Annotated in this window: 19 protein-coding genes; 15 read left to right on the top strand and 4 right to left on the bottom strand. The window is 43.3% G+C overall.

Translation table 11 applies throughout. The annotated features are described in order from the left end of the window. Nucleotides 1-60: 60 nt before the first annotated feature. Nucleotides 61-1,656 carry a bacillithiol biosynthesis cysteine-adding enzyme BshC gene (gene bshC, locus AACZ11_RS09070; protein ID WP_290627392.1) on the top strand — a complete coding sequence of 532 codons (1,596 nt, stop codon included), beginning with the start codon at nt 61-63 and terminating at the stop codon, nt 1,654-1,656. On the opposite strand, the gene AACZ11_RS09065 is transcribed toward bshC, so the two are convergent. After that, complete coding sequence (locus AACZ11_RS09065) at nt 1,651-2,694, bottom strand: glutathione synthetase (RefSeq protein ID WP_290627394.1); 1,044 nt, start codon at nt 2,692-2,694, stop codon at nt 1,651-1,653. The genes bshC and AACZ11_RS09065 overlap by 6 nt on opposite strands. A gap of 5 nt (nt 2,695-2,699) precedes the next feature. Next, entirely contained in the window at nt 2,700-4,523 is a 1,824-nt protein-coding gene (locus AACZ11_RS09060) for a tyrosine/phenylalanine carboxypeptidase domain-containing protein (protein WP_290627396.1), read from the bottom strand. A 180-nt stretch (nt 4,524-4,703) separates the two neighbouring features. Here AACZ11_RS09060 and guaA point away from each other — a divergent pair, with 180 nt between their 5' ends. The 11 genes from guaA (at nt 4,704) to AACZ11_RS09005 (ending at nt 17,701) form a co-directional block, all read left to right on the top strand. Next, nucleotides 4,704-6,236: a glutamine-hydrolyzing GMP synthase gene (gene guaA / locus AACZ11_RS09055; RefSeq protein WP_290627398.1), complete on the top strand. Its 1,533-nt coding sequence runs from the start codon at nt 4,704-4,706 to the stop codon at nt 6,234-6,236. A 1-nt stretch (nt 6,237) separates the two neighbouring features. Then, nucleotides 6,238-8,148: a LysM peptidoglycan-binding domain-containing protein gene (locus tag AACZ11_RS09050; RefSeq protein ID WP_290627400.1), complete on the top strand. Its 1,911-nt coding sequence runs from the start codon at nt 6,238-6,240 to the stop codon at nt 8,146-8,148. Then, nucleotides 8,145-8,561 carry an OsmC family protein gene (locus AACZ11_RS09045; RefSeq protein ID WP_290627402.1) on the top strand — a complete coding sequence of 139 codons (417 nt, stop codon included), beginning with the start codon at nt 8,145-8,147 and terminating at the stop codon, nt 8,559-8,561. The genes AACZ11_RS09050 and AACZ11_RS09045 overlap by 4 nt, the downstream gene beginning before the upstream one ends. Before the next feature lie 46 nt (nt 8,562-8,607). After that, nucleotides 8,608-9,144: a DUF922 domain-containing protein gene (locus AACZ11_RS09040; RefSeq protein ID WP_290627404.1), complete on the top strand. Its 537-nt coding sequence runs from the start codon at nt 8,608-8,610 to the stop codon at nt 9,142-9,144. Continuing rightward, nucleotides 9,131-9,367 (top strand): DUF3820 family protein, encoded by a 237-nt coding sequence (locus tag AACZ11_RS09035; RefSeq protein WP_290627406.1) that lies wholly within the window; start codon nt 9,131-9,133, stop codon nt 9,365-9,367. Before AACZ11_RS09040 ends, AACZ11_RS09035 begins: the two co-directional genes overlap by 14 nt. Nucleotides 9,368-9,501: 134 nt before the next feature. Next, a complete protein-coding gene (locus AACZ11_RS09030) occupies nt 9,502-11,118 on the top strand; it encodes a CTP synthase (RefSeq protein ID WP_290627407.1) in 1,617 nt (538 codons plus the stop codon). Nucleotides 11,119-11,220: 102 nt separating this feature from the next. Continuing rightward, entirely contained in the window at nt 11,221-13,104 is a 1,884-nt protein-coding gene (gene yidC / locus AACZ11_RS09025; RefSeq protein ID WP_290627409.1) for a membrane protein insertase YidC, read from the top strand. A gap of 80 nt (nt 13,105-13,184) precedes the next feature. Continuing rightward, the gene (locus tag AACZ11_RS09020; protein ID WP_290627411.1) at nt 13,185-13,880 is read left to right on the top strand and encodes a hypothetical protein; all 696 of its coding nucleotides are present in this window, start codon (nt 13,185-13,187) and stop codon (nt 13,878-13,880) included. A gap of 57 nt (nt 13,881-13,937) precedes the next feature. Further along, complete coding sequence (mnmA, locus tag AACZ11_RS09015) at nt 13,938-15,131, top strand: tRNA 2-thiouridine(34) synthase MnmA (RefSeq protein WP_290627413.1); 1,194 nt, start codon at nt 13,938-13,940, stop codon at nt 15,129-15,131. A gap of 9 nt (nt 15,132-15,140) precedes the next feature. Next, the gene (locus AACZ11_RS09010; RefSeq protein WP_290627415.1) at nt 15,141-16,760 is read left to right on the top strand and encodes a S8 family serine peptidase; all 1,620 of its coding nucleotides are present in this window, start codon (nt 15,141-15,143) and stop codon (nt 16,758-16,760) included. Then, nucleotides 16,760-17,701 (top strand): nitronate monooxygenase, encoded by a 942-nt coding sequence (locus tag AACZ11_RS09005; protein ID WP_290627417.1) that lies wholly within the window; start codon nt 16,760-16,762, stop codon nt 17,699-17,701. Before AACZ11_RS09010 ends, AACZ11_RS09005 begins: the two co-directional genes overlap by 1 nt. A 220-nt stretch (nt 17,702-17,921) precedes the next feature. Here AACZ11_RS09005 and lysA read toward each other — a convergent pair whose 3' ends face one another. Beyond that, the gene (gene lysA / locus AACZ11_RS09000; RefSeq protein WP_290627419.1) at nt 17,922-19,127 is read right to left on the bottom strand and encodes a diaminopimelate decarboxylase; all 1,206 of its coding nucleotides are present in this window, start codon (nt 19,125-19,127) and stop codon (nt 17,922-17,924) included. A 187-nt stretch (nt 19,128-19,314) separates the two neighbouring features. Between lysA and sucC the strand changes: the two genes are divergently transcribed. The 3 genes from sucC (at nt 19,315) to AACZ11_RS08985 (ending at nt 21,469) form a co-directional block, all read left to right on the top strand. Continuing rightward, nucleotides 19,315-20,505 carry an ADP-forming succinate--CoA ligase subunit beta gene (sucC, locus tag AACZ11_RS08995; protein ID WP_339832207.1) on the top strand — a complete coding sequence of 397 codons (1,191 nt, stop codon included), beginning with the start codon at nt 19,315-19,317 and terminating at the stop codon, nt 20,503-20,505. 167 nt (nt 20,506-20,672) lie between these two features. Further along, on the top strand, nt 20,673-21,008 hold the full coding sequence (locus AACZ11_RS08990) for a hypothetical protein (RefSeq protein WP_290627421.1): 336 nt from the start codon (nt 20,673-20,675) through the stop codon (nt 21,006-21,008). Between the two features lie 62 nt (nt 21,009-21,070). Beyond that, nucleotides 21,071-21,469 carry a TerB family tellurite resistance protein gene (locus tag AACZ11_RS08985; RefSeq protein WP_290627423.1) on the top strand — a complete coding sequence of 133 codons (399 nt, stop codon included), beginning with the start codon at nt 21,071-21,073 and terminating at the stop codon, nt 21,467-21,469. On the opposite strand, the gene AACZ11_RS08980 is transcribed toward AACZ11_RS08985, so the two are convergent. Beyond that, complete coding sequence (locus tag AACZ11_RS08980; protein ID WP_290627425.1) at nt 21,466-21,963, bottom strand: DUF2254 family protein; 498 nt, start codon at nt 21,961-21,963, stop codon at nt 21,466-21,468. The genes AACZ11_RS08985 and AACZ11_RS08980 overlap by 4 nt on opposite strands. Nucleotides 21,964-22,010: the final 47 nt, after the last annotated feature.

The raw sequence follows: 22,010 nt of genomic DNA, 5'->3' as shown, positions 1-22,010 counted from the left end.
ATCTTTAAAAGATAAACCCGTTAAACTGTTTATTTTTGTTTCAGTTTTCTAACTTCGCCTATGTCCGTTATTACGCTTCCGTATTCTGAAACCGGTTACTTTTCAACGCTTATATGTGATTATCTTGAAAAAGACCCTGCGCTTGAAGGATTCTACCATCGGGAAGCAGCGCTATCTTCTTTTAAAGCACAACTGGAAGAAAAGCGAGCACAATTCACAACCGATCAGCGCAAGGTGCTGGCGACCCGTCTTTTAACACAATACAAGGACCTTCCCTTATCTCAGGCAACGCTTAGCAACATCGATATGCTTAAGGAGTCGAATTCCTTTACCATCACTACAGGTCATCAGCTCAATCTCTTTTCGGGGCCTTTGTATTTTTTATATAAGATCATCTCGGTGATTAATTTGGCAGAAACCCTTTCGGCTACGCATCCCAACGATCATTTTATACCCGTGTTCTGGATGGCGACCGAAGATCACGATTTTGAAGAGATCAATTATTTTAATCTCTTCGGAAAGAAGGTTGCGTGGGAAAAAACATCAAAGGGAGCTGTGGGACGTATGGCTACCGAAGGACTTGGCGATCTTTTGCCAAAACTGAAGGAAGCTTGGGGCGAGAGCGATACCGGAAGAAAGTTACTTTCTCTGTTTTCTGAAGCGTATACACAACACCCTACTTTGGCCGATGCAACAAGATTTTTGGCGAATGCACTTTTTGGTCAATATGGTTTGGTGATTATCGATGGCGATGATGCTGAGCTAAAAAAGCAGTTCATTCCTTATGTTGAAAAGGAACTAACCCAAAATCAGTCCTTTCGGCACATTACCGAAACGACCCGAAAACTTACAGACCTTGGCTATCCCGAACAAGTGCATCCGCGAGAGATCAATCTGTTCTATTTGAAAGATGGGCTGCGGGAACGGATCATTGAACGCGATGGAACCTATTTTATAAACGAAACTCGGCAATCTTTTAATATAGAAGAACTACGTGCCGAGTTGCACGCGCACCCTGAACGATTTTCACCGAATGCATTGCTGCGGCCACTTTATCAAGAAATAATCTTACCCAATCTTTGTTATGTAGGCGGCGGTGGAGAATTGGCGTATTGGTTTCAGTTGAAGGATTATTTTGATTCGGTGAAGATTTCTTTCCCCATACTGCTCCTTCGTAATTCGGTACTGCTTCTTCCGAAGCAACTTTCAGAAAAACTAACTAGAATGAACGTCCCGATCAAGGATCTTTTTCAAAGTCCTTCAGCGTTACGAACCAAATATACCCATCAACTTTCAAATATCGAAATCGACTTTTCGCCCCAGCGGGCGCATTTGCAACAGCAGTTTAAAGAACTCTATGATCTTGCCGAAAAGACCGATGCTTCATTCATTGGAGCTGTGGCAGCGCAGGAAAAGAAACAACTCAACGGATTGGATCATTTGGAGAAACGACTGCTTAAAGCACAGAAACGAAAACTCGAAGATGCACTGTACCGACTTTCAACACTACAGTCGCACTTATTTCCGCAGCAAAGCCTTCAAGAACGACACACCAATTTTTCTGAATTTTACCTAGCTCATGGTGAGAATTTGCTTTTTGAACTAAAAGAAAAGCTGGATCCGTTGCGCCCCGAATTCACGATCATCACCTTATAAAGTAGCCAGACGGCTGTTAAACAGATAGTCCTCATATGTATTGTTATAATGAACCTTCTTTTCGATGGATTTTATCACTTCGGTAGAAAAATCGGTTTCATACATTTCTCCCATTACATTAAGGCCGCCGGGACTAAATACATTGATCTCCATCAATTTGTCACCAACAATATCAATACCCACCAAAAACATCCCGTCCTGCACTAATTTTGGGCGCACGATCTCCGCCAGTTCCAATATTTGGTCGGTCATTTTTGCCTTTTGTGGTCTTCCTCCCGCATGAATGTTACTGCGAATATCTCCACTGGCATTGACACGCTTCATAATAGCATATTGTCCGTCTGCCGCCTGTAACGGGACACCATTCATTAGAAATAGGCGGGTATCCCCATTTTTGGCTTCCGGTAAATATTCCTGCGCGATGACAAATCCGTCACGACAAATGGCATCTATCGTCTGGGCAAGATTGTGTTCGTTCTTTTTATCCATCATAAAAACATTGGTGCCACCGGAACCTTGTAAGGGTTTAAGTATCATTTTTTGCTTCTGTTCTTTAAAGAATTCCTTTATCTCTTTGTGATCACGCGTAATTATGGTCTTTGGTCTAAGGATCTCCGGGAAATGCTGAAAATACATCTTATTCACGGCACCTGCCAAACTGCTGGGGTGGTTGATAACAATTACATTATCTCGTGTCGCGATCTCGCCAAAAATGAAAGCGGCATTTTGAGCCCAATCGCGCTCGTTGATCTCATCTGAAGGATCGTTCCGAAGAAATAGAACATCCAACTCCTTCGAAGTTATCTTTGTGAACTCTTCCTTTTGCACTGCCTTGAAATAGGTCTCCTGCGATTTGAAATTCTTACCCGTGATCGTTTTGCAACGAGCCGATAAGTGACCGTCGCTGGCATAAGCCAATTCGCCTACACCGATAAAATAAACCTCATGGCCTCTTTTGTAAGCGGCAAAACCCAGTGCCGGAGTAGTAAAATTGGGTTTTTCGGTGGTATGGTCGTTAATGATGAATGCAATTTTCATAGTGTTTAGTTTAAGAGGTCTGTAATGTGAATTCCTTTTTTTATTCGTTCTATGCGTTCTTGTACGCTTTTTCTTTCGAGAAAACGCGGTAGTTCCGGAGGTTGCAGCACCTCGCGGTGCAACAATTCTTCCACAAGGGGAACATGATTGGTATTGAACTTACCGGTATAGAGCGTTTCCAGCCTGCCTCCATCCTGAATGTAGTCCAAAACATGTTGCAAACCCGACAAATAGACTGCATCTTTCGTGAGTCCGCCACCGCGATACACACGCATACTTATGTAATAGGCCGTTTTTTCAGGAAAGTTGTGCGTATTATGTAGAAGTGTGAATGTCTCAATGAAGCTGGCGCCTCGGGTGAGGGAATGCGCCGCGACAACACGTCCCGCTAGGAGTCGTAATCGGTTGATCGTAAGACCGTCGACCAAATATTCCGCCAAAACGGCCAAACCTTCCTGTAATTGATCGTAGCCGGCAAATCCGGCATACATTTGTTTGATAGGTTGTTTCTTTCCGTTACAATAGGTAAGAATATGGGTTGCGATCTCATGTTGTATAAGTGCATCACATCTGCTGGCATCCATGGATAACTCATCGCTTATAAGCAAACGTGTTTCTGAAACCATGATCCCGGCCACATCCTTTCGTATCTCCATGGAAAGCTGTTGTTTCGGAAATCTTTCTTGATAATAGTCCATGGTTTCTTGGGCATGTGCGGCAAATTCATGACAATTGATGCGTTCCATGGCTGTATCGGGTTCTCCATTTCTGAATTTTTTCAGCAACGCCATGGCAGTGTTTAAAGTTTTCTCTTCAATGCCTCCGTACAAGCTCTCGCCAATGAACCGAAAATTGTCGGTACCGCGCTCTTCAAGCATGGTAAGTTGTTTTTCGATCTCCAATCGCTTATCCCTAAGAATGAATGCCAAGGTAGGATCGTCTATTTTCTCAATGGGAATGTCGTACAATTTTCTTTTTTCTTTTTCGGGATCCAAAGCGACCAAACGATACGTAAAGGCCGGATCTTTCGTAAAACCACTCTCTTTAAATCGTTCCCACTGTTGGGTGCTGTTTACCGGTGTGGTTCGAAGCAGAAAGGACATGCCTTCGCTTATTTCTGCTAGCGATTCATCTGCTTCCAAGGTGATTCTGTCAATATTGGTTTTACCCAACATTAGGTAATGATGATACGGATTCGATGTTTGTACACGTATAAATTCGTAGACGGCTCTCTTAATGATCTCGGACAAGCGTGATACGAATTTTCGATAGAAAATAGAGAAGACAGCGTTCTCTTCAGGACGTTCATAGATGGTGGGAACCGCCAAACCCAGCGTAAGGCTTCCCGTTGCCTTGGATTCTTCCACATTGAGCAACGGTGATAAGTGTGAGGGGTGTCGCTGTGCCGTATCGGTTACGGTAACCGATATTTCCGGGTAGAGCACACGCAATTCGTTAATCCCATTCTCCAAAGCTGCGATGGTTGCGGGAGCTTTCCCTTTGGGACACGAAATCTCAAAGGAGGCTTGATGGTCTTCTCGTACGGGCCACATTTCAATAATAAGGAAGGAATTGAGTTTTTTGGAGATACTTTTCGATAAACATTCAATAAGTTCTGAAATGCGAACAGTATCCTTAACGATTAGATAAGACGCCTGCGTCTTTAAGAGTCCCGAAAAGTACGGATCGCTCCTTTTATAACGATACACGCAAATATAGGGTAAGAGCTTATCGATATGTAAGCGTCCGTTTTCAGGAAGGTGTTCGTCCACCGGTAGTTCGTCTTCCAGATTCTTGCAGATTTTGTGTATGAGTGGTGCGTCGATCATATCCCTAAAAATACCACATTTAAATACCTGCGACCTGCGTAAGGATGTGATTTAGCATAGTTTTAACTGAAAAATGAGGTTCTCTAACGTTCCCTTATGAAATCTCGGTAGAACGGTAAAAACCTGTAAATTTTTTACGAAGCGTTTTAGTCAAAATGAATTTTTACCTTACTTTTGCCTATGCAAAACAACGTCCTTATTTTAGATTTTGGGTCGCAGTACACGCAGCTTATAGCAAGACGCGTTCGAGAACTGAATATCTACTGCGAAATTCACCCGTATCATCATATTCCTGAAAATTTAGAAGAGTATAAAGCCGTCATTTTATCGGGCAGCCCGTTTTCGGTGCGCGCCGAGGATGCGCCGCATCCCGACCTTTCCAAGATCAAAGGTCACAAACCGCTGTTGGCGGTTTGTTACGGCGCGCAATACCTCGCTCATTTTAACGGCGGAAGCGTGGAGCCGTCAAACATACGGGAGTACGGCCGTGCTAAATTATCGACCATAATAAGCAGCGACGGACTCTTCGCGGGTATTGAAGAAAACACTCAAGTGTGGATGAGTCATAGTGATACCATTGCGAAACTCCCTAAGAACGGTGTACGCCTTGCGAGTACCGATGACGTTGCTAATGCTGCCTTCTTTATAGATGGGGAGGAAACGTACGGGATCCAGTTCCACCCTGAAGTGTATCACACAACACACGGAAAACAGTTATTGGAGAACTTCTTGGTTCATATCGCCGAAGTTCCCCAAACTTGGACACCGGCAGCATTTGTGGGAGAAACTGTTCAAAATTTAAAGAACCAACTTGGAAATGACAAGGTTGTTCTGGGACTTAGCGGGGGTGTTGATTCTACAGTGGCAGCCATCCTGCTTAATAAGGCTATCGGCAAGAACCTGTATTGTATCTTTGTGAATAATGGTTTGCTTCGGAAAAACGAGTTCGAAAGTGTGCTACACCAGTATAAGGATATGGGCTTGAACGTAAAAGGAGTGGATGCTTCGGCACGCTTCTTGAAAGCCTTAGAAAACATAAGTGATCCGGAAGCGAAGAGAAAGGCAATAGGAAATGCGTTCATTGAAGTGTTCGATCACGAAGCAAATCTCGTAGAAGATGTACATTGGTTAGCGCAAGGCACCATCTATCCCGATGTCATTGAAAGTGTCTCGGCTACCGGAGGTCCTTCTGCTACTATAAAGTCACACCACAACGTGGGCGGATTACCGGATTTTATGAAATTGAAAGTGGTGGAACCCCTGCGAATGTTATTCAAAGATGAAGTGCGACGTGTTGGGAAGGAGCTGGGTATTGACCCTGAACTTCTGGGGCGTCATCCATTTCCCGGTCCGGGATTGGCCATACGAATTCTTGGGGACATCACTGCCGAAAAAGTGCGTATCTTACAAGAAGTGGACGCGATCTTTATCAACGGACTTAAAAAATGGAATCTATACGATCAGGTTTGGCAGGCAGGTGCTATATTACTACCTGTACAAAGTGTGGGTGTCATGGGAGATGAACGTACGTATGAAAAAGTAGTAGCACTTCGAGCCGTGGAATCTACAGATGGGATGACCGCCGATTGGGTGAATCTTCCGTACGCATTCTTACAGGAAACGAGCAACCATATAATAAATAGAGTAAAAGGCGTTAATAGAGTAGTGTACGACATAAGTTCGAAGCCGCCTGCCACTATAGAATGGGAATAATATGAAACTATTGATCTATATTACATTTGTTTGCTTTTTAAGCTTTGGCTGCGGAACGGCTGCCCAACAGGAGCAATACAAGACGCATGTCGTGCAGCCCGGAGAAACGGTGTACAGTATCGCTAAAAAATACAATACCACCGAAGCTGACATATATAGGTTGAATCCCGATGCCCGACAAGGAGTTCAAACAAATGCGGTATTGATCCTGCCGACAGCTTCTATTTTTAGTAACAGCAATGAGAATACTTCTTTTAAAATGCACCGGGTGAAGCGAAAGGAAACGCTCTTTAGTATTTCTCAGTTATATAACGTGCCGGTAGAAGATCTTAAAAAATACAATAAGGAATTGTACTCCCGCCAATTGAAAAAAGGGGAGAAGATTCGTATTCCTTATGCTTCGGAAACAAGTAGTAACACGGTTATTAACAATACTTCTGAAACGAGCACAACCTCCAAATCGGCCACTCATACAGTGTTGCCAAAGGAAACGAAATTCGGAATTGCCCGAAAATACGGTATTTCAGTAGCCGAATTGGAAAAGCTGAATCCATCACTTGGGGAGTCCTTGCCTGTTGGAATGGTTTTGAAAGTGCCGAATGATCCTGTTACCGAATCGGCTGTAATCGAAGACGAGAAATATGATTTTTACGAAGTACAGGCGAAAGAAGGTTTCTATCGTTTAAAGGTAAAGCTGGGTCTTACTGAAGAAGAGATCATTGCGCTTAATCCGTATGCAAAAGACGGACTCAAAGAGGGCATGGTGCTAAAAGTACCAAAACAAAGTACTGCTGTGATCGGTTCAAAGACCGAAAAAGTGGATCTTGAGAATTATATAAAAAACCGAAGCAAAAAAAGAGTGGCTGTGCTTTTACCCTTCCGATTACAAAGAGCAGAGAGCGATTCGACCGATGTGAATATTGGTTTGCTGAAAGGTGACGCAACACTGCGTGTTGCGCTCGATTTCTACAGCGGGGTACTCATGGCGGCGGAGTTTGCCAAGGACAAAGGTATTTCAGTGCAACTTGACGTATACGACACCGAAGCCAGTACGAGTACCATTGGGAATATCATCTCACGAAACAATGTAAAGGAAGCAGATGCAGTGATCGGTCCGCTACTGCGACAAAACGTAGAAAAGGCGGTGGCCGATCTTAAAGTTGCTTTGACTCCGGTCTTTTCGCCCCTTAGTAATAAACAGATCGAAACCGCTCCAAATCTGTTTCAAACCCTGCCTACAGAAGAATTACTGCAAAACAGTATGCTGCAATACATAATGGCGAATACGGCCGATAAGAATGTGATCTTGGTGAGTGACGCAACCCGATCGGCTCAAAAGAATATCATCATGACGGCGATACCAAGAGCACGGGCTGTAAGTCCGCGTAAAGGAAACTTTTTATATCAAGGGGATATTGCTTCTAAGCTGGAAAGCGGCATGGAGAATTGGGTGATTCTGGAATCGACCGATCCTGTATTGGTGAGCAATGTGGTAGGTCTTTTAAACGGTATTCCTGCAAGCAACAGAGTTCGACTCTTTACGCTGGACAAGAACGAAGCGTACGATTATCATGATGTGTCCAATATGCACTTGGCAAAATTAGGATTCACTTTTCCCTCTGTAAACCGAAGCTACAATTACAATGAGAAGAGTGCTTTTTTAATCTCCTACAAAAACACCTATGGAGTACTTCCAAATCGGTACGCCGTAAGAGGATTTGATGTGACGTTGGATGTACTGCTGCGTTTGGCTTCAGCCGACGATCTTTATGAAGCCATGGCGATGGACGTTGAGACAGAATACATTGAAAATAAGTTTCGATATGCAAAAAAACCTTTTTCAGGCTACGAAAATCAGGCGGTCTATCTAATTAAATATACCAACGACCTTCAATTTGAAGAAGTAAGATGAGTACCGCTAAGGTAACATATCTTGGGGATCTACGCACCGAATGCAAGCATTTGCAATCTGGAAACACCTTCATTACCGATGCGCCGCTCGATAACAACGGTAAGGGAGAAGCTTTCTCACCAACCGACACCATAGCGACCGGATTAGCCAATTGCATGCTTACCATGATGGGGATCAAGGCGCGTGATCTTGGCATTAATCTCAAAGGGACCACAGCACAGGTCACTAAGACCATGGCGGCAGACCCGCGTCGTATTGCAAAGATCGAGGTAACGATGCAGCTTCCGGAAGGTATTGACAATAAATCACGGACTATTCTGGAACGAACCGCCAATACCTGCCCGGTACACTATAGTCTGCACCCGGACATTGAACGGGTGGTTGTATTTCACTGGAACGGTATCACTTCCTAACCGTTAGATAAACTCAATAAAAAAAGATTTTTCACGTTAGCTGCATATGAAATTGTTTACGACTTTACTTCTTGTTTTGTTCGGATTTTTTTCTTCGGAAAATTATTCGGAAAAGATTCCTTGGCGTGCACCCGATCAATTGACGTGGGCCGATTTTCAAGGTGTTCCGGAAGGGAATAGCAGCTATGTGGCCAGTACCAATTCGGGTTTATCGTTTTCGTATTCATATTCTGAAAGAAACGGAGAACGCATTTTTGAGTATACTATTCAAAGTAATTTCTATCCGAAGCTCTCTTGGTATCGCCCCGAAGCTGCTTCAGAATATATTCTGAAACACGAACAAACCCATTTCGACATTTCCGAACTTCACGCTCGAATCTTCAGAAAGCGCATGGAAGAATTCAATTTTTCAGACAATAGAAAAGAGGAGATCCGCCGCATCTATGAGACGATCGAAACGGAACGAAAGATAATGCAGGATCGTTACGATGCAGAGTCTGATCATTCCAAGAATGAAGTAGGAGAACATGTATGGCGAAACTTTGTTGCAGCACAATTAAAAGCCTACGATGCCTGGAGATAACTTTTTCGATCCAAGTCCCGAACACCTTATTGAACTCGCTAATTATAAAATGCCCTTCGGCAAATACAAAGGACAATACCTCGTAAAACTGCCCGAACCCTATTATGTGTGGTTCAAACAAAAGGGATTTCCTCCCGGGAAATTGGGAACACTCATGGAAGAAATGTTTGAGATAAAGCGTAACGGTTTGGAAGACCTACTGATAAAACTCATTGAACGATAGAAACAACGGTAACAAAGTTGAAAACTTTGTCACAGTTAGCGTATCGATACTCCACAAAGTAGAATTTCCCCATTTCCTTTCCATAATAAAAATGTATCTTTGCATCCCGTATAGCTAATTCAGCAAAGTCACTCATGAACACTACTAAGTACATCTTCGTTACGGGCGGGGTATCATCTTCATTAGGAAAAGGAATCATTGCAGCTTCACTGGCTAAATTGCTGCAGGCCAGAGGGTATCGGGTGACCATACAAAAGCTGGATCCTTATATCAATGTAGATCCCGGAACCTTAAATCCATACGAGCATGGCGAATGTTATGTCACCGATGATGGTGCTGAGACCGACCTTGACCTAGGACACTACGAACGGTTTTTGAACGTATCTACCTCGCAAGCGAATAATGTAACTACGGGACGTATCTACCAGAGTGTGATCGAGAAGGAACGACGCGGAGAGTTTTTAGGCAAGACCGTCCAAGTCATTCCGCACATTACCAATGAAATCAAGGAACGTGTTCAACTTCTGGGTAATACCGGCGAATACGACATCGTGATCACAGAGATTGGAGGTACCGTAGGAGATATAGAATCGTTACCCTATATAGAAGCTGTGCGTCAGTTAAAGTGGGAACTTGGCGATGACAATGCGTTGGTAATACATTTGACTTTGGTTCCCTATCTTTCGGCTGCAGGCGAACTAAAGACCAAGCCTACCCAACACTCGGTTAAAACGTTGATGGAAAGTGGAATTCGGGCTGACATATTGGTATGTCGTACAGAGCACGAACTTTCTGATGACCTAAAACGAAAACTAGCACTTTTCTGTAATGTGAAGAAAGAAGCGGTTATCCAATCTATTGATGCTTCCACTATCTACGATGTGCCCAATATGATGTTGGATGAAGGTCTCGACACCGTGACCCTTCAAAAATTAAATCTTACTGAAGCTAAGAATCCCGACCTCACACGATGGAATCAATTCTTGAAACGACATAAGAATCCCAAAGGAAAAGTTTGTATTGGCCTTATCGGGAAATACGTAGAACTACAAGATAGTTACAAATCGATACTGGAAGCCTTTATTCACGCCGGAGCCGAAAATGAAGTGAAGGTGGAGGTAAAAGCGATACACAGCGAACACATTGATGCAAAGACCATAGAGCGTGAATTATCGGAACTCGATGGCATTTTGGTCGCTCCCGGTTTTGGAGAACGGGGGATCGAAGGGAAGATCGAAGCCGTACGGTATGCACGCGAACACAAACTTCCCTTCTTAGGGATTTGTTTGGGGATGCAAATGGCAGTAATAGAATACGCCCGAACCGTATTGGGTCTTAAGGATGCCAATTCTACCGAAATGGATGAGCATACCACTCATCCGGTCATTAGCTTGATGGAAGATCAGAAATCGGTCACGATGAAAGGAGGAACCATGCGTCTGGGTGCTTGGAAATGTGAACTGAAACCGGGAAGTCTGGTAGAAGGAATCTATGATACTCAAATGATTGCAGAACGTCACAGACATCGCTATGAATTTAACAGTACCTATCGGGATCAGCTGGATAAGGCCGGCATGGTGGCTACCGGGATTAATCCCGATACTGGTTTGGTAGAGATCGTTGAGATCCCTTCACACCCGTGGTTTGTAGGCGTTCAATACCATCCGGAGTACAAAAGCACGGTGGCAAATCCGCATCCGCTGTTCGTGGCATTCGTCAAGGCGGCGCACGAACACGCTAAAGAAAAGTAAACGACAATTTGGCGCAACCTACAGTTGGGCGGGATTCTTGATTACGGAAAGAGATAGTAAAAATAATTGCTTCTGAAAACAATTTGGAAGCCACAAGAATTTATGGAAGAAAAGAAATTTGACAGAAACTCACTCATTGGGTTCTTATTGATAGGCGGGGTATTGATTTGGATGCTCTATTTTCAAAGCCCTGCTCCCGAAGCAGAAGGTGCACAACCCTCTAACACAGAGCAAGTAACGAATGCCACAAATCCTTCTGCGACCAATACAGACAATACATCCGTGGATTCAGCAACCAATGAAATGGTTGCCGGGACTACGTCAGATTCTCTGGCCTTTGAACAAGCAAAGAACCGATTGGGATCTTTCGCATACTCCGAAACCCTGCCTTCGGCGACCAATGCTACAACAATTCTTGAGAACGATGTGCTGCTATTAAAGATAAGTAATAAAGGCGGGTATATCACCGAAGCGAAGCTGAAACAACACACGATGTACACCGGAGAGCCTGTATATCTAATAAAAGATGATAACGCCTCTTTAAACCTTCAGTTTTCTTCTGAAAACAGGATGCTCAACACCAAAGATCTTTACTTTGAGCCTAAGCTAACCCAAGAGGGAGAGAACAAGGTGCTTACCATGCGACTTAAAACGTCGGAAACTGCCTTTGTAGAGTATCAATACATCCTGCCACCCAACGAATATATGTTGGGCTTTAACCTGCGTACGCAGGGGCTAGAGAATGTGTTAAATACTTCACAGCCCATGTATTTGGATTGGCAGTTGAAAGGATACCGTCATGCTAAAAGTATAACCTACGAGAATCGATATTCCCGACTTACCTACGAATTTGAGGATGGAGATGACCATTCAAAGTTGTCGCCTTCCGGTGATGATGAAGAAATAGAGAAGGACGTAACCTGGATGAACTTCCGCCAGCATTTCTTCAGTTCCATGTTGCTTACCGATACTCCTTTTGAAGAAGTAAAACTCACCTCTACCGATTTTGTGATCGATGAGGAAGTAGATACGGTTTATACGAAGAAGTATGGCGCCAATATGTTGTTGGAGCCTAAAGGTGGTTCGCTTGCCTATACTATGAATATGTATTACGGCCCTACCGACTACCAGATCCTTAAGACCTACGATAGAAACCTCGATGAGGCCATGCCTCTTGGTTGGGGTATCTTCGGAATGATCAATAAATACATTATCATTCCTTTGTTCGGAATGTTGAGTGATTTCTTGCCGGCAGGTATCGCTATTATCGTGTTGACGATCCTTATCAAGCTTGCCTTGTCACCGGTACAATACAAACAATATCTGTCCCAGGCAAAAATGAAGGTGCTTAAACCCGAACTGGACGAGATCCGCGAAAAGTACAAGGATAACAAAATGAAGATTCAGCAGGAGACGTTGAAGCTTCAGAACGTGGCAGGTGCAAGTCCGCTAAAGGGTTGTTTGCCGGCGCTGCTTCAGATTCCCGTATTTTATGCATTGTTCACCTTTTTCCCAACGGCTTTCGACCTGCGTCAAAAAAGTTTTTTATGGGCCGAAGACCTTTCCAGCTACGATACTATCGCCGAACTGCCCTTTCATATTCCATTCTATGGCGATCATATAAGTCTTTTCCCTATCCTTGCATCCTTGGCAATCTTTGTATATATGATGATGACTATGGGGCAAAGCATGCAAACGCCACAGCCCGGCATGCCCAATATGAAGATCTTAATGTATATCTCACCATTGTTCATGTTGGTATTCTTCAATAATTATGCGAGTGGTCTGTCCTTGTACTATTTTGTTTCAAACCTTATTACTATTGGGATCATGTTGGTAATCAAGAATTTTATCATTGACGAGGAGAAGATCCATGCCAAGATACAGGTGAACAAAAAGAAGCCTAAGAAACAAAATCGTTTTCAACGAAAGATGGCAGAGATGATGGAACAGGCCGAACAACAAAAGAAAGCCGGTAAACGCTAAAAGATGGCACTTTTTTTGTTTAAGCACTTGTGTGAATCAATAGAATAACGATTCCATCGTTATAGTATAAATTTCAGCCTATGAGAATGTTTTTTTTGATCTTCTTCGGAATGGTCTTTACAAGTATTTCTTCTTTAGCTCAAAACGATATCAATCAAGTTGACGCTGAAGGCAAGCGTCATGGTGTCTGGAAAAAATATTATCCTAATTCAAACCAACTTCGCTACGAAGGAACGTTTGAACACGGAAAAGAAGTGGGAACTTTTAAGTTCTATTGCGAAGAATGTAAAGAAAATCCTTCCGCAGTAAAAGAATACAAACCCAATTCCAATCTGGCTCGGGTGAAGTATTTTACCATCAAAGGAAAGTTGGTGAGCGAAGGTGACATGGACGATAAGGACCGTGTTGGTGAATGGGTCTATTATCACAAGAAAAGCAACGAGGTTATGACGCGTGAGTGGTATAAGAACGGAAAGCTGGAAGGGAAGAAGATCACATATTATCCCAACGGAACCGTTACTGAAGAGGTAAACTATGCCAATGGACTTATGGAGGGACCCAATTTGTATTATTCTCCCGAAGGTGTGCTCATAAAAAAGTTAAAGTATCGCAATGATCAATTGCAAGGTGAAGCCACGTATTACGACGCATCCGGTAATGTCGTGATTGAAGGGTTCTATAAGGACGGTCAAAAACACGGCTTGTGGAAATATTATAAAGACGGAAAAGTCGTGCTGGAAGAGACCTACCCTAAGCCTGTGGAACGAGGGAACTAGAGATAAAGCGGCTTTTAGCTGCTTTTTTTATTTTGTAACTTTGCACTTTTGTATGCAATGAAGAAAAAAAGAGTTGTTGTTGGTTTAAGTGGAGGCGTAGACTCCAGCGTGGCTGCCTTTTTACTGAAAGAGCAAGGCTACGAGGTCATTGGTCTGTTCATGAAGAACTGGCATGACGACTCCGTAACCATATCTGACGAATGTCCTTGGCTGGAAGATAGTAATGATGCTATGCTGGTCGCTCAAAAACTGGACATCCCTTTTCAAACTGTTGATCTCAGTGAACAGTATAAGGAGCGAATTGTGAAGTATATGTTTCACGAATACGAAATGGGGCGAACCCCAAACCCCGACGTGCTTTGTAATCGTGAGATCAAGTTTGATGTGTTTATGAAGATTGCCCTCAGCCTCGGGGCCGATTTTGTTGCGACGGGACATTATTGTCGCAAAGGGACCATTGTAAGAGATGGAAAGGAAGTGTATCAACTATTGGCCGGGAAGGACCCCAACAAGGATCAAAGTTATTTCTTATGTCAGTTATCGCAACAGCAATTGTCCAAAACACTGTTTCCCGTAGGCGAATTATTAAAACCGGAGGTGCGTAAGATCGCTTCAGAAGAAGGTTTGATCACGGCCGAAAAAAGAGATTCACAAGGGTTGTGTTTTATAGGGAAGGTTCGGCTTCCGGAATTCCTTCAGCAACAGTTGGCTCCCAAAGAAGGGGTGATTGTTGAGGTTCCTGCGGAATTTGAAGGGTATAAAAGAGGAACACCTAATTTTGCTTCCGAAGAAGAAAAACTAAAATACTATTCAGAAAAAACGAACTATGCACGATCTGACGGTAAGGTAATCGGCACCCATCAAGGAGCACATTATTTTACGAAAGGGCAGCGAAAAGGACTCGCAGTAGGAGGGACTCAAGAACCCTTGTTCGTATTGGATACCGATGTCAAAGAAAATGTGATCTATACAGGACAGGGCAAAACCCATCCGGGACTCTACCGAAAGGGTCTGTATGTTACCAATGAAGAGGTCCATTGGATCCGGGAAGACCTTAGGCTGGCTCCAGATGAGACCATGGAGGTACTTGCGCGTATTCGCTATCGACAACCCCTAGAAAAGGCGACCTTACATCAAACCGTTTCAGGACTTTATGTTATCTTTGAAAGACCGCAGTCTGCCATCACCGAAGGTCAATTTGTGGCTTGGTATCGTGACGACGAATTGTTAGGCAGCGGTGTTATTGCTTAAAAGAAAACTATGAAAAGATCCATACTTATAATAGCATTTCTTGTGTTTCAGATAGGGAATGCTCAAATCGAGGATGCGCTCGTCTTCTTTGCAGATAAAGAGAATGTAGCCGCCTCCATTGCCAATCCTATTACCATCCTAACACAAGAGGCTATCGACAGAAAACAACTGCATGGCACCGTCATTGACGCTCGGGATGTACCGGTGAATGAAAATTATATCACACAACTCAAGAACACATCGGGTATTACGGTATACGCGAAATCGAAGTGGATGAACGCTGTATACGTACGAGGGACACAAACTGCAATAGAAAATTTGTTGAACTTGTCTTTTGTAACACAAGTAGAGTTCATGAATAAGAATCTCAACTTTGCACCCGTGGCTTCCGGGCCTAATGATAAATTTACCATCGAGTCCCAACAAGGTCGAACGATCTATAATTATGGCGCCGCCACAAACCAGGTAGAGATGCTGGCAGCCGATTTTCTTCACGAGCAGGACCTTACGGGTGACGGCATGGTGATCGCAGTAATGGATAGTGGTTTTCCAAATGTATCGTCCAATCCTGCTTTTTCTGAAATTATTTCTGAAGGCAGGTTGCTTGGAACCTACGATTTTGCGGAACGACAAGTAAATGTCGATGGTACAGGATCACACGGGGTCCTCACTTTTAGTGATATGGGAGGATTTTTGCTGAATGAATTTGTAGGTACAGCTCCTGAAGCATCGTACTATCTTTTCCGAACCGAATATGCACCTACTGAGAACCCCGTAGAAGAAGCGTGGTGGGTCGAGGCACTGGAACGTGCAGACAGTCTCGGGGTGGATGTAGTAAATACCTCATTGGGATACCAAGATTTCGATGATTCTAGTTACGACCATACATATCAAGATCTGGATGGTGAGACCACAATCGCTGCGCGGGGTGCAAATCATGCTTTTGATAAAGGAATGTTGCTGGTCACCTCTGCCGGAAACGACGGCAATGGTTTTATGTTTGTGGCTACACCGGGAGATGCGATCGGGATCCTTACGGTGGGTGCCGTAGATGAAGATGGTAACTATGCTTCTTTTAGTTCTATTGGTCCTACAGTTGATGGCCGAGTAAAACCCGATGTTATGGCACAAGGGCGGGATGCTGCTGTGGTGACGCAAAACGGAGATGTTGTCACCGCTAACGGTACTTCTCTTAGTTCTCCCATCATGGCCGGTGCGGTCACTTGTTTGTGGCAGGCACGTCCAGAATTAAGAAATTATCAGGTGATGCAGATTGTTCGCGAATCGGCTGATCTTTTTAACAACCCAACCCCTCAAATGGGCTATGGAATCCCTAATTTCGAAGACGCGTACAATGCTGCGCTTTTGTTGGGTGCCGAGGAATTTTTATTGGAGCAACAATTTGCCGTATACCCCAATCCGGTTGTAGATATTTTAAGAGTGTCATTTCCTAAGAATGTCGCTAATGCAACCTTAGAACTTTATAATGTTTTGGGGGAGAAAGTTCTCTCAAAAGAAGTCTCTGTATCCGACAATCAAGTGAACATGTCGCTTTTCGCCTCCGGGATGTATATCGCAACCATCCGGTCCAAGGAGACCGGTAATGCATTTAAAATCATTAAAAAATAGTGTCAAATAGAATTACCCAACTATTCAACGTCCAATATCCGCTCATTCAGGCCGGAATGATATGGAACAGTGGCTGGAGACTTGCCAGTGCTGTTAGCAACGCCGGTGGGTTGGGACTCCTTGGAGCCGGCTCTATGTACCCGGACGTATTACGGGAACATATTACGAAATGTAAAAATGCAACCCATAAACCCTTTGGTGTAAACGTTCCTATGCTCTATCCGGATATTGATACCATCATCGATATCATTATAGAAGAAGGGGTAAAGATCGTATTTACGTCGGCAGGCAACCCAAAGACCTATACCACCAAACTTAAAGACCATGGGATCACAGTTGTACACGTAGTGAGCAGCGTTAAATTCGCTTTAAAGGCACAAGAAGCAGGTGTTGACGCTGTTGTAGCCGAAGGGTTTGAAGCCGGTGGACACAATGGACGTGAAGAGACAACGACCTTTACGCTCATTCCAATGGTGAAAGAACAGATCAAGGTGCCATTGATCGCTGCCGGCGGAATTGCCAACGGTCGAGGAATGCTCGCAGCTATGGTGTTAGGGGCAGATGGTGTGCAGGTGGGAAGTCGTTTTGTTGCTTCGGAAGAATCCTCTTCTCATCGTGCGTTCAAACAGATGGTTGTTGATGCTAAAGAAGGCGATACGCTGCTTACTTTAAAAGAATTGGCTCCCGTACGCATGCTGAAGAATAAGTTTTTTGAAGACGTGATGCAATTGTATACGACCAATCCTACCAAGGAAGCCTTGCGGGAATTATTGGGCCGGGCGAGAGCCAAACGCGGTATGTTTGAAGGAGACCTGGAAGAAGGTGAGCTGGAAATTGGTCAGATTGCGGGATTAATCCACGACATCAAACCCGCAGCAGAAATTGTAGCCACTATGATCTCTGAGTTTGAAACGGCTAAGAAAGAGGTCGCTGCATTCTAAGAAAGACGTTCTCCACCCACAAAAAGATTTTCCCGAGAGCGACCCAGTACTCTTAATCGAACTGCTCGAGCTTTTTAGAATCTGTGTCCTTACTAGGTGTGATAAGAGTTGTTTCGACCTCCATCTTATTTGTTAGTCTTGTAAATAACAACCCCACCCACGAAGGACTCTTCTATGAACTGATCATTTAGTAGGCATCAACTTGGTTAGGTTGAAAAAATTACAGATCGATTTGAATTTGGTTTCGCATAATGTCCTCAAAGTTTTCACGCTTTCGTATGAGATGTGCCGACCCCCTATGCCATAGTACTTCGGCAGGCCTGTAGCGAGAATTGTAGTTACTGGACATAGTAAAACAATAGGCTCCGGCATTGTGAAAGGCAAGGATGTCCCCTTCACGAATCTCTGCGATCCGTCGGTTGTTTGCAAACGTATCTGTTTCACAAATATATCCCACCACGCTGTAAAAGCGTTCGCGACCGTCGGGATTTGAAATATTTTCGATCTCATGCTGGGAACCATAGAGCATGGGTCGGATTAAATGGTTGAAGCCGCTGTCTACTTGAGCGAAGACAGTAGACGTAGTTTGTTTGACCACATTTACCTTGACCAAGAACTGTCCTGCTTCGCTTACCAAGAACTTACCCGGTTCGAATGCAAGGGTAAGATCCTTTCCGTAGGACTCACAAAAAGCATTGAATCGCGTGGTCAACTTTTCTCCCAATTCTTCAATATTCGTTTCTATATCTCCTGTCTTATAAGGAACTTTGAAGCCACTTCCAAAATCGATAAATTCCAAATCATTGAAATTGGTAGCCGCTTGAAAAAGAATTTCCGAAGCATATAAGAAAACATCAATGTCCAAGATGTCACTGCCCGTATGCATGTGAATTCCGTTAATGCGCATTTTTGTGTTTTCTACAATTCGCTTGATATGCGGCATTTGGTGTATTGAGATCCCGAACTTGCTGTCGATATGCCCCACAGAAATATTGGTGTTCCCGCCGGCCATGACATGGGGATTGATACGAATACACACAGGAATGGACGGATGTTTTGCTCCAAATTGTTCCAGAATGGACAAATTGTCAATGTTGATCTGTACACCTAGTCCTGCAGCACGCTCGATCTCTTCCATAGAAACCCCGTTAGGCGTATAAATAATGTCTTTGGGATCAACGCCGGCTTCCAAGGCCAACCGTACTTCTTGAATAGAGACCGTATCCATGCCACAGCCAAAAGAGTGGAGTAGTTTTAAGACTGAAACATTCGAAAGTGCTTTTACGGCATAATTAATCTTAAGATGTTTAATGTCCTTAAAGGCTTGAGAAAGACGTTTGTATTGGTCTTCTATTATTTGGGCATCATACACATACACAGGACTATTAAACTCCTGTACTACCGCTAAAAGATCTTTCGAATTCATTCTGTTACAGTTTATAAAATAATTTGCCAAAATTACACCCTATTAAAAGATTAACTTTAAAAAAAGACCTAAAAGTTCTCAATTTTTTTATTCTGAAGGGATTTCATAAGAAGCCCTTCAAAAAAGATTAGTGCAATCCTCTAACATTTGCTATTTTTGCTGTTCCAAAAAACGACAAACAGGCACTATGAATTTACACGAATATCAAGGAAAAGAAATATTAAATAGTTTTGGTGTTGAAATACAACGTGGCATCGTCGCTACAACTCCTGCCGAAGCTGTAGAGGCTGCAAAGAAATTAACCGAAGAGACCGGAACCGGATGGCACGTTATTAAGGCACAGGTCCATGCCGGAGGTCGTGGAAAAGGAGGAGGGGTAAAACTTGCCAAGAATCTTCAAGAGGTAGAACAAATTGCCGGGAATATTATTGGAATGAGCTTGGTGACACCTCAAACCAGTGCAGAAGGTAAAAAAGTACATCAGGTACTTATTGCAGAAGATGTCTACTATCCGGGTGACAGTGAACCGGAAGAATACTATATGAGTGTTCTGCTTAACAGAGGCACGGGAAAGAATATGATCATGTATTCTACCGAAGGCGGAATGGACATTGAGACTGTTGCCGAAGAGACACCGCACTTGATCTTTCACGAAGAGATCGATCCTGCCACAGGATTAATGCCATTTCAAGCTCGGCGCATTGCCTTTAACCTTGGACTTAGCGGTCAGGCATTCAAACAAATGACCAAATTTGTAAGTGCATTGTACAAAGCGTATGAAAATAGTGATTCCTCACTTTTTGAGATCAATCCGGTATTAAAAACAAGCGACGATAAGATTATTGCCGTAGATGCTAAAGTGACTATTGATGATAATGCGCTGTTTCGTCATAAAGACTACGAAGCGATGCGAGACCTTCGCGAGGAAAATCCAACCGAGGTGGAAGCAAAAGCAGTAGGGTTGAACTATGTGGACCTTGACGGAAATGTAGGATGTATGGTGAACGGTGCCGGGTTGGCAATGGCTACTATGGATCTCATCAAACAAGCAGGCGGAGAACCGGCGAATTTCTTAGATGTAGGGGGAACCGCAGATGCCGAACGTGTGGAAGCAGCATTTAAACTTATCCTGAAAGATCCTAATGTGAAGGCGATACTTGTTAATATTTTTGGCGGTATTGTTCGTTGTGATCGTGTAGCACAAGGAATTGTTGATGCCTACAAGAACATGGGAACCATTCACGTGCCTATCATTGTTCGTTTGCAAGGTACCAATGCAGACATCGCAAAGGAGATCATTGATACTAGCGGATTGGATGTACATAGTGCCATCGAATTCCAAGAAGCAGCCGATAAAGTGCAAGCGGTGCTCGCTTAACATAAAGACTGGTATGTATAACAGGCCTTCCCAAACTTTTGGGAGGGCTTTTTTTTGGTTGAAACTCAATATGTTGCGTTAACAAAATGTTAAATGTTCATGAAAAGCGTAACAGATCTTTTAGATAGAGAGTCTATTAAGTATATCAATCTTTAAAACGAACAGTTATGAAACAAATGAAAGCCTTTTTAGTAGCCGGAATGCTGCTTGTAGGAACCCTTGCATCGGCGGCAAGTCTGCCTTCCGAAATCGAACTAGATCCAACTACGCTTCAGTTCGAAAAACTTTTAAAAAGTCCGTCTTTTGAAATTGAAAAAGACATAGCGGCCATGGTCACCTTTATGTTGAATCAAGAGGGTGAAGTGGTTGTTCTTTCTGTGGACACCGAAATGAAAGTAGTTGAATTGTATGTCAAATCACGTCTTAATTACAAGAAACTGGACGCTGAACTGGAAACAGGAAAAACGTATAAATTACCGGTCTTACTTCGATCGGAAATTTAATTTTTTACGAGTTATTCTTGAAATCCCGGCCTCATCATCCGGGATTTTTTTATTTTTACCCTATGGATAAATTTGGGAACAAAGCACTTATTAGTGATCTTATTGCGTTGGCCAGAGCCGATGAAAAAGTAACAGAGGTAGAATATGATTTTATAATACGATTGGCAGAGCGTATGCGTATTTCTTCTGCGGAAGTGAAAGAGCTGTTCGAGAACCCGTTGCCTTCAAAACCGTTACTAACCGAATTGGAACGCATCACACATTTCTATAAACTGGTCTTAGTCATGAACGTGGATAAGGAAACCCATGAAAAGGAGATTGTTGCGGTTCGTAATTTCGGTCTTAAAATGGGGATCCGTCCCGGCGTGGTGGATCAAATACTGCTTCGAATGGAAGAATATGAGGATAAGATCATTCCTTCAGAAGAACTGCTAAAGATTTTTCAGACGTATTACAACTAAATATTTTTGCTTGCCTCGGCTACTTTTTTAACGTCCGTAGCCGAATCGAAAGCTTCTTTAGCTTCCTTCAGTAATAAATCCAATTCCTTTTCGATCATTTCCGTATACCCTTCATCAAAAGGCGATTGCTCCTTGAGATATCCCAGCATCCATATAAGTTTTTGAACAATGATGGGATCATGTTTGCAATAGGTACGTAAACTGGCCATTACATTATACATCAATTCTTCAAAATTGACCACGGCGATCTTTACATAGGCGTTCCCCTCATGTACCAATACCCCCGAATCTCTTTTTTGCATTCGCAACGAGAACAATTCTGTAAGGTAATCTATTGCATTAATGGCAGTGCCGGGATCATTAACGCCGGGTGACATTGCTTTTACGGCAATTTCAGTAATTTGTTTGAAAGCCAGAATATAGTTGTCTTCAACCAATTCTCCACGGGCAAAATTAATATTGGAAAGTATTTGTTTTACCGTTTTATCATCCAACTCTTTTTAAGGAATGCTCCGTTTCTCTATTCTGAAAAAGAGTTGGA

Source organism: uncultured Altibacter sp. (assembly GCF_963972995.1).
Lineage (GTDB): Bacteria > Bacteroidota > Bacteroidia > Flavobacteriales > Flavobacteriaceae > Altibacter.
The sequence above is the reverse complement of the archived record's forward strand: the minus strand, read 5'-3'. Positions and strand labels throughout refer to the sequence as shown.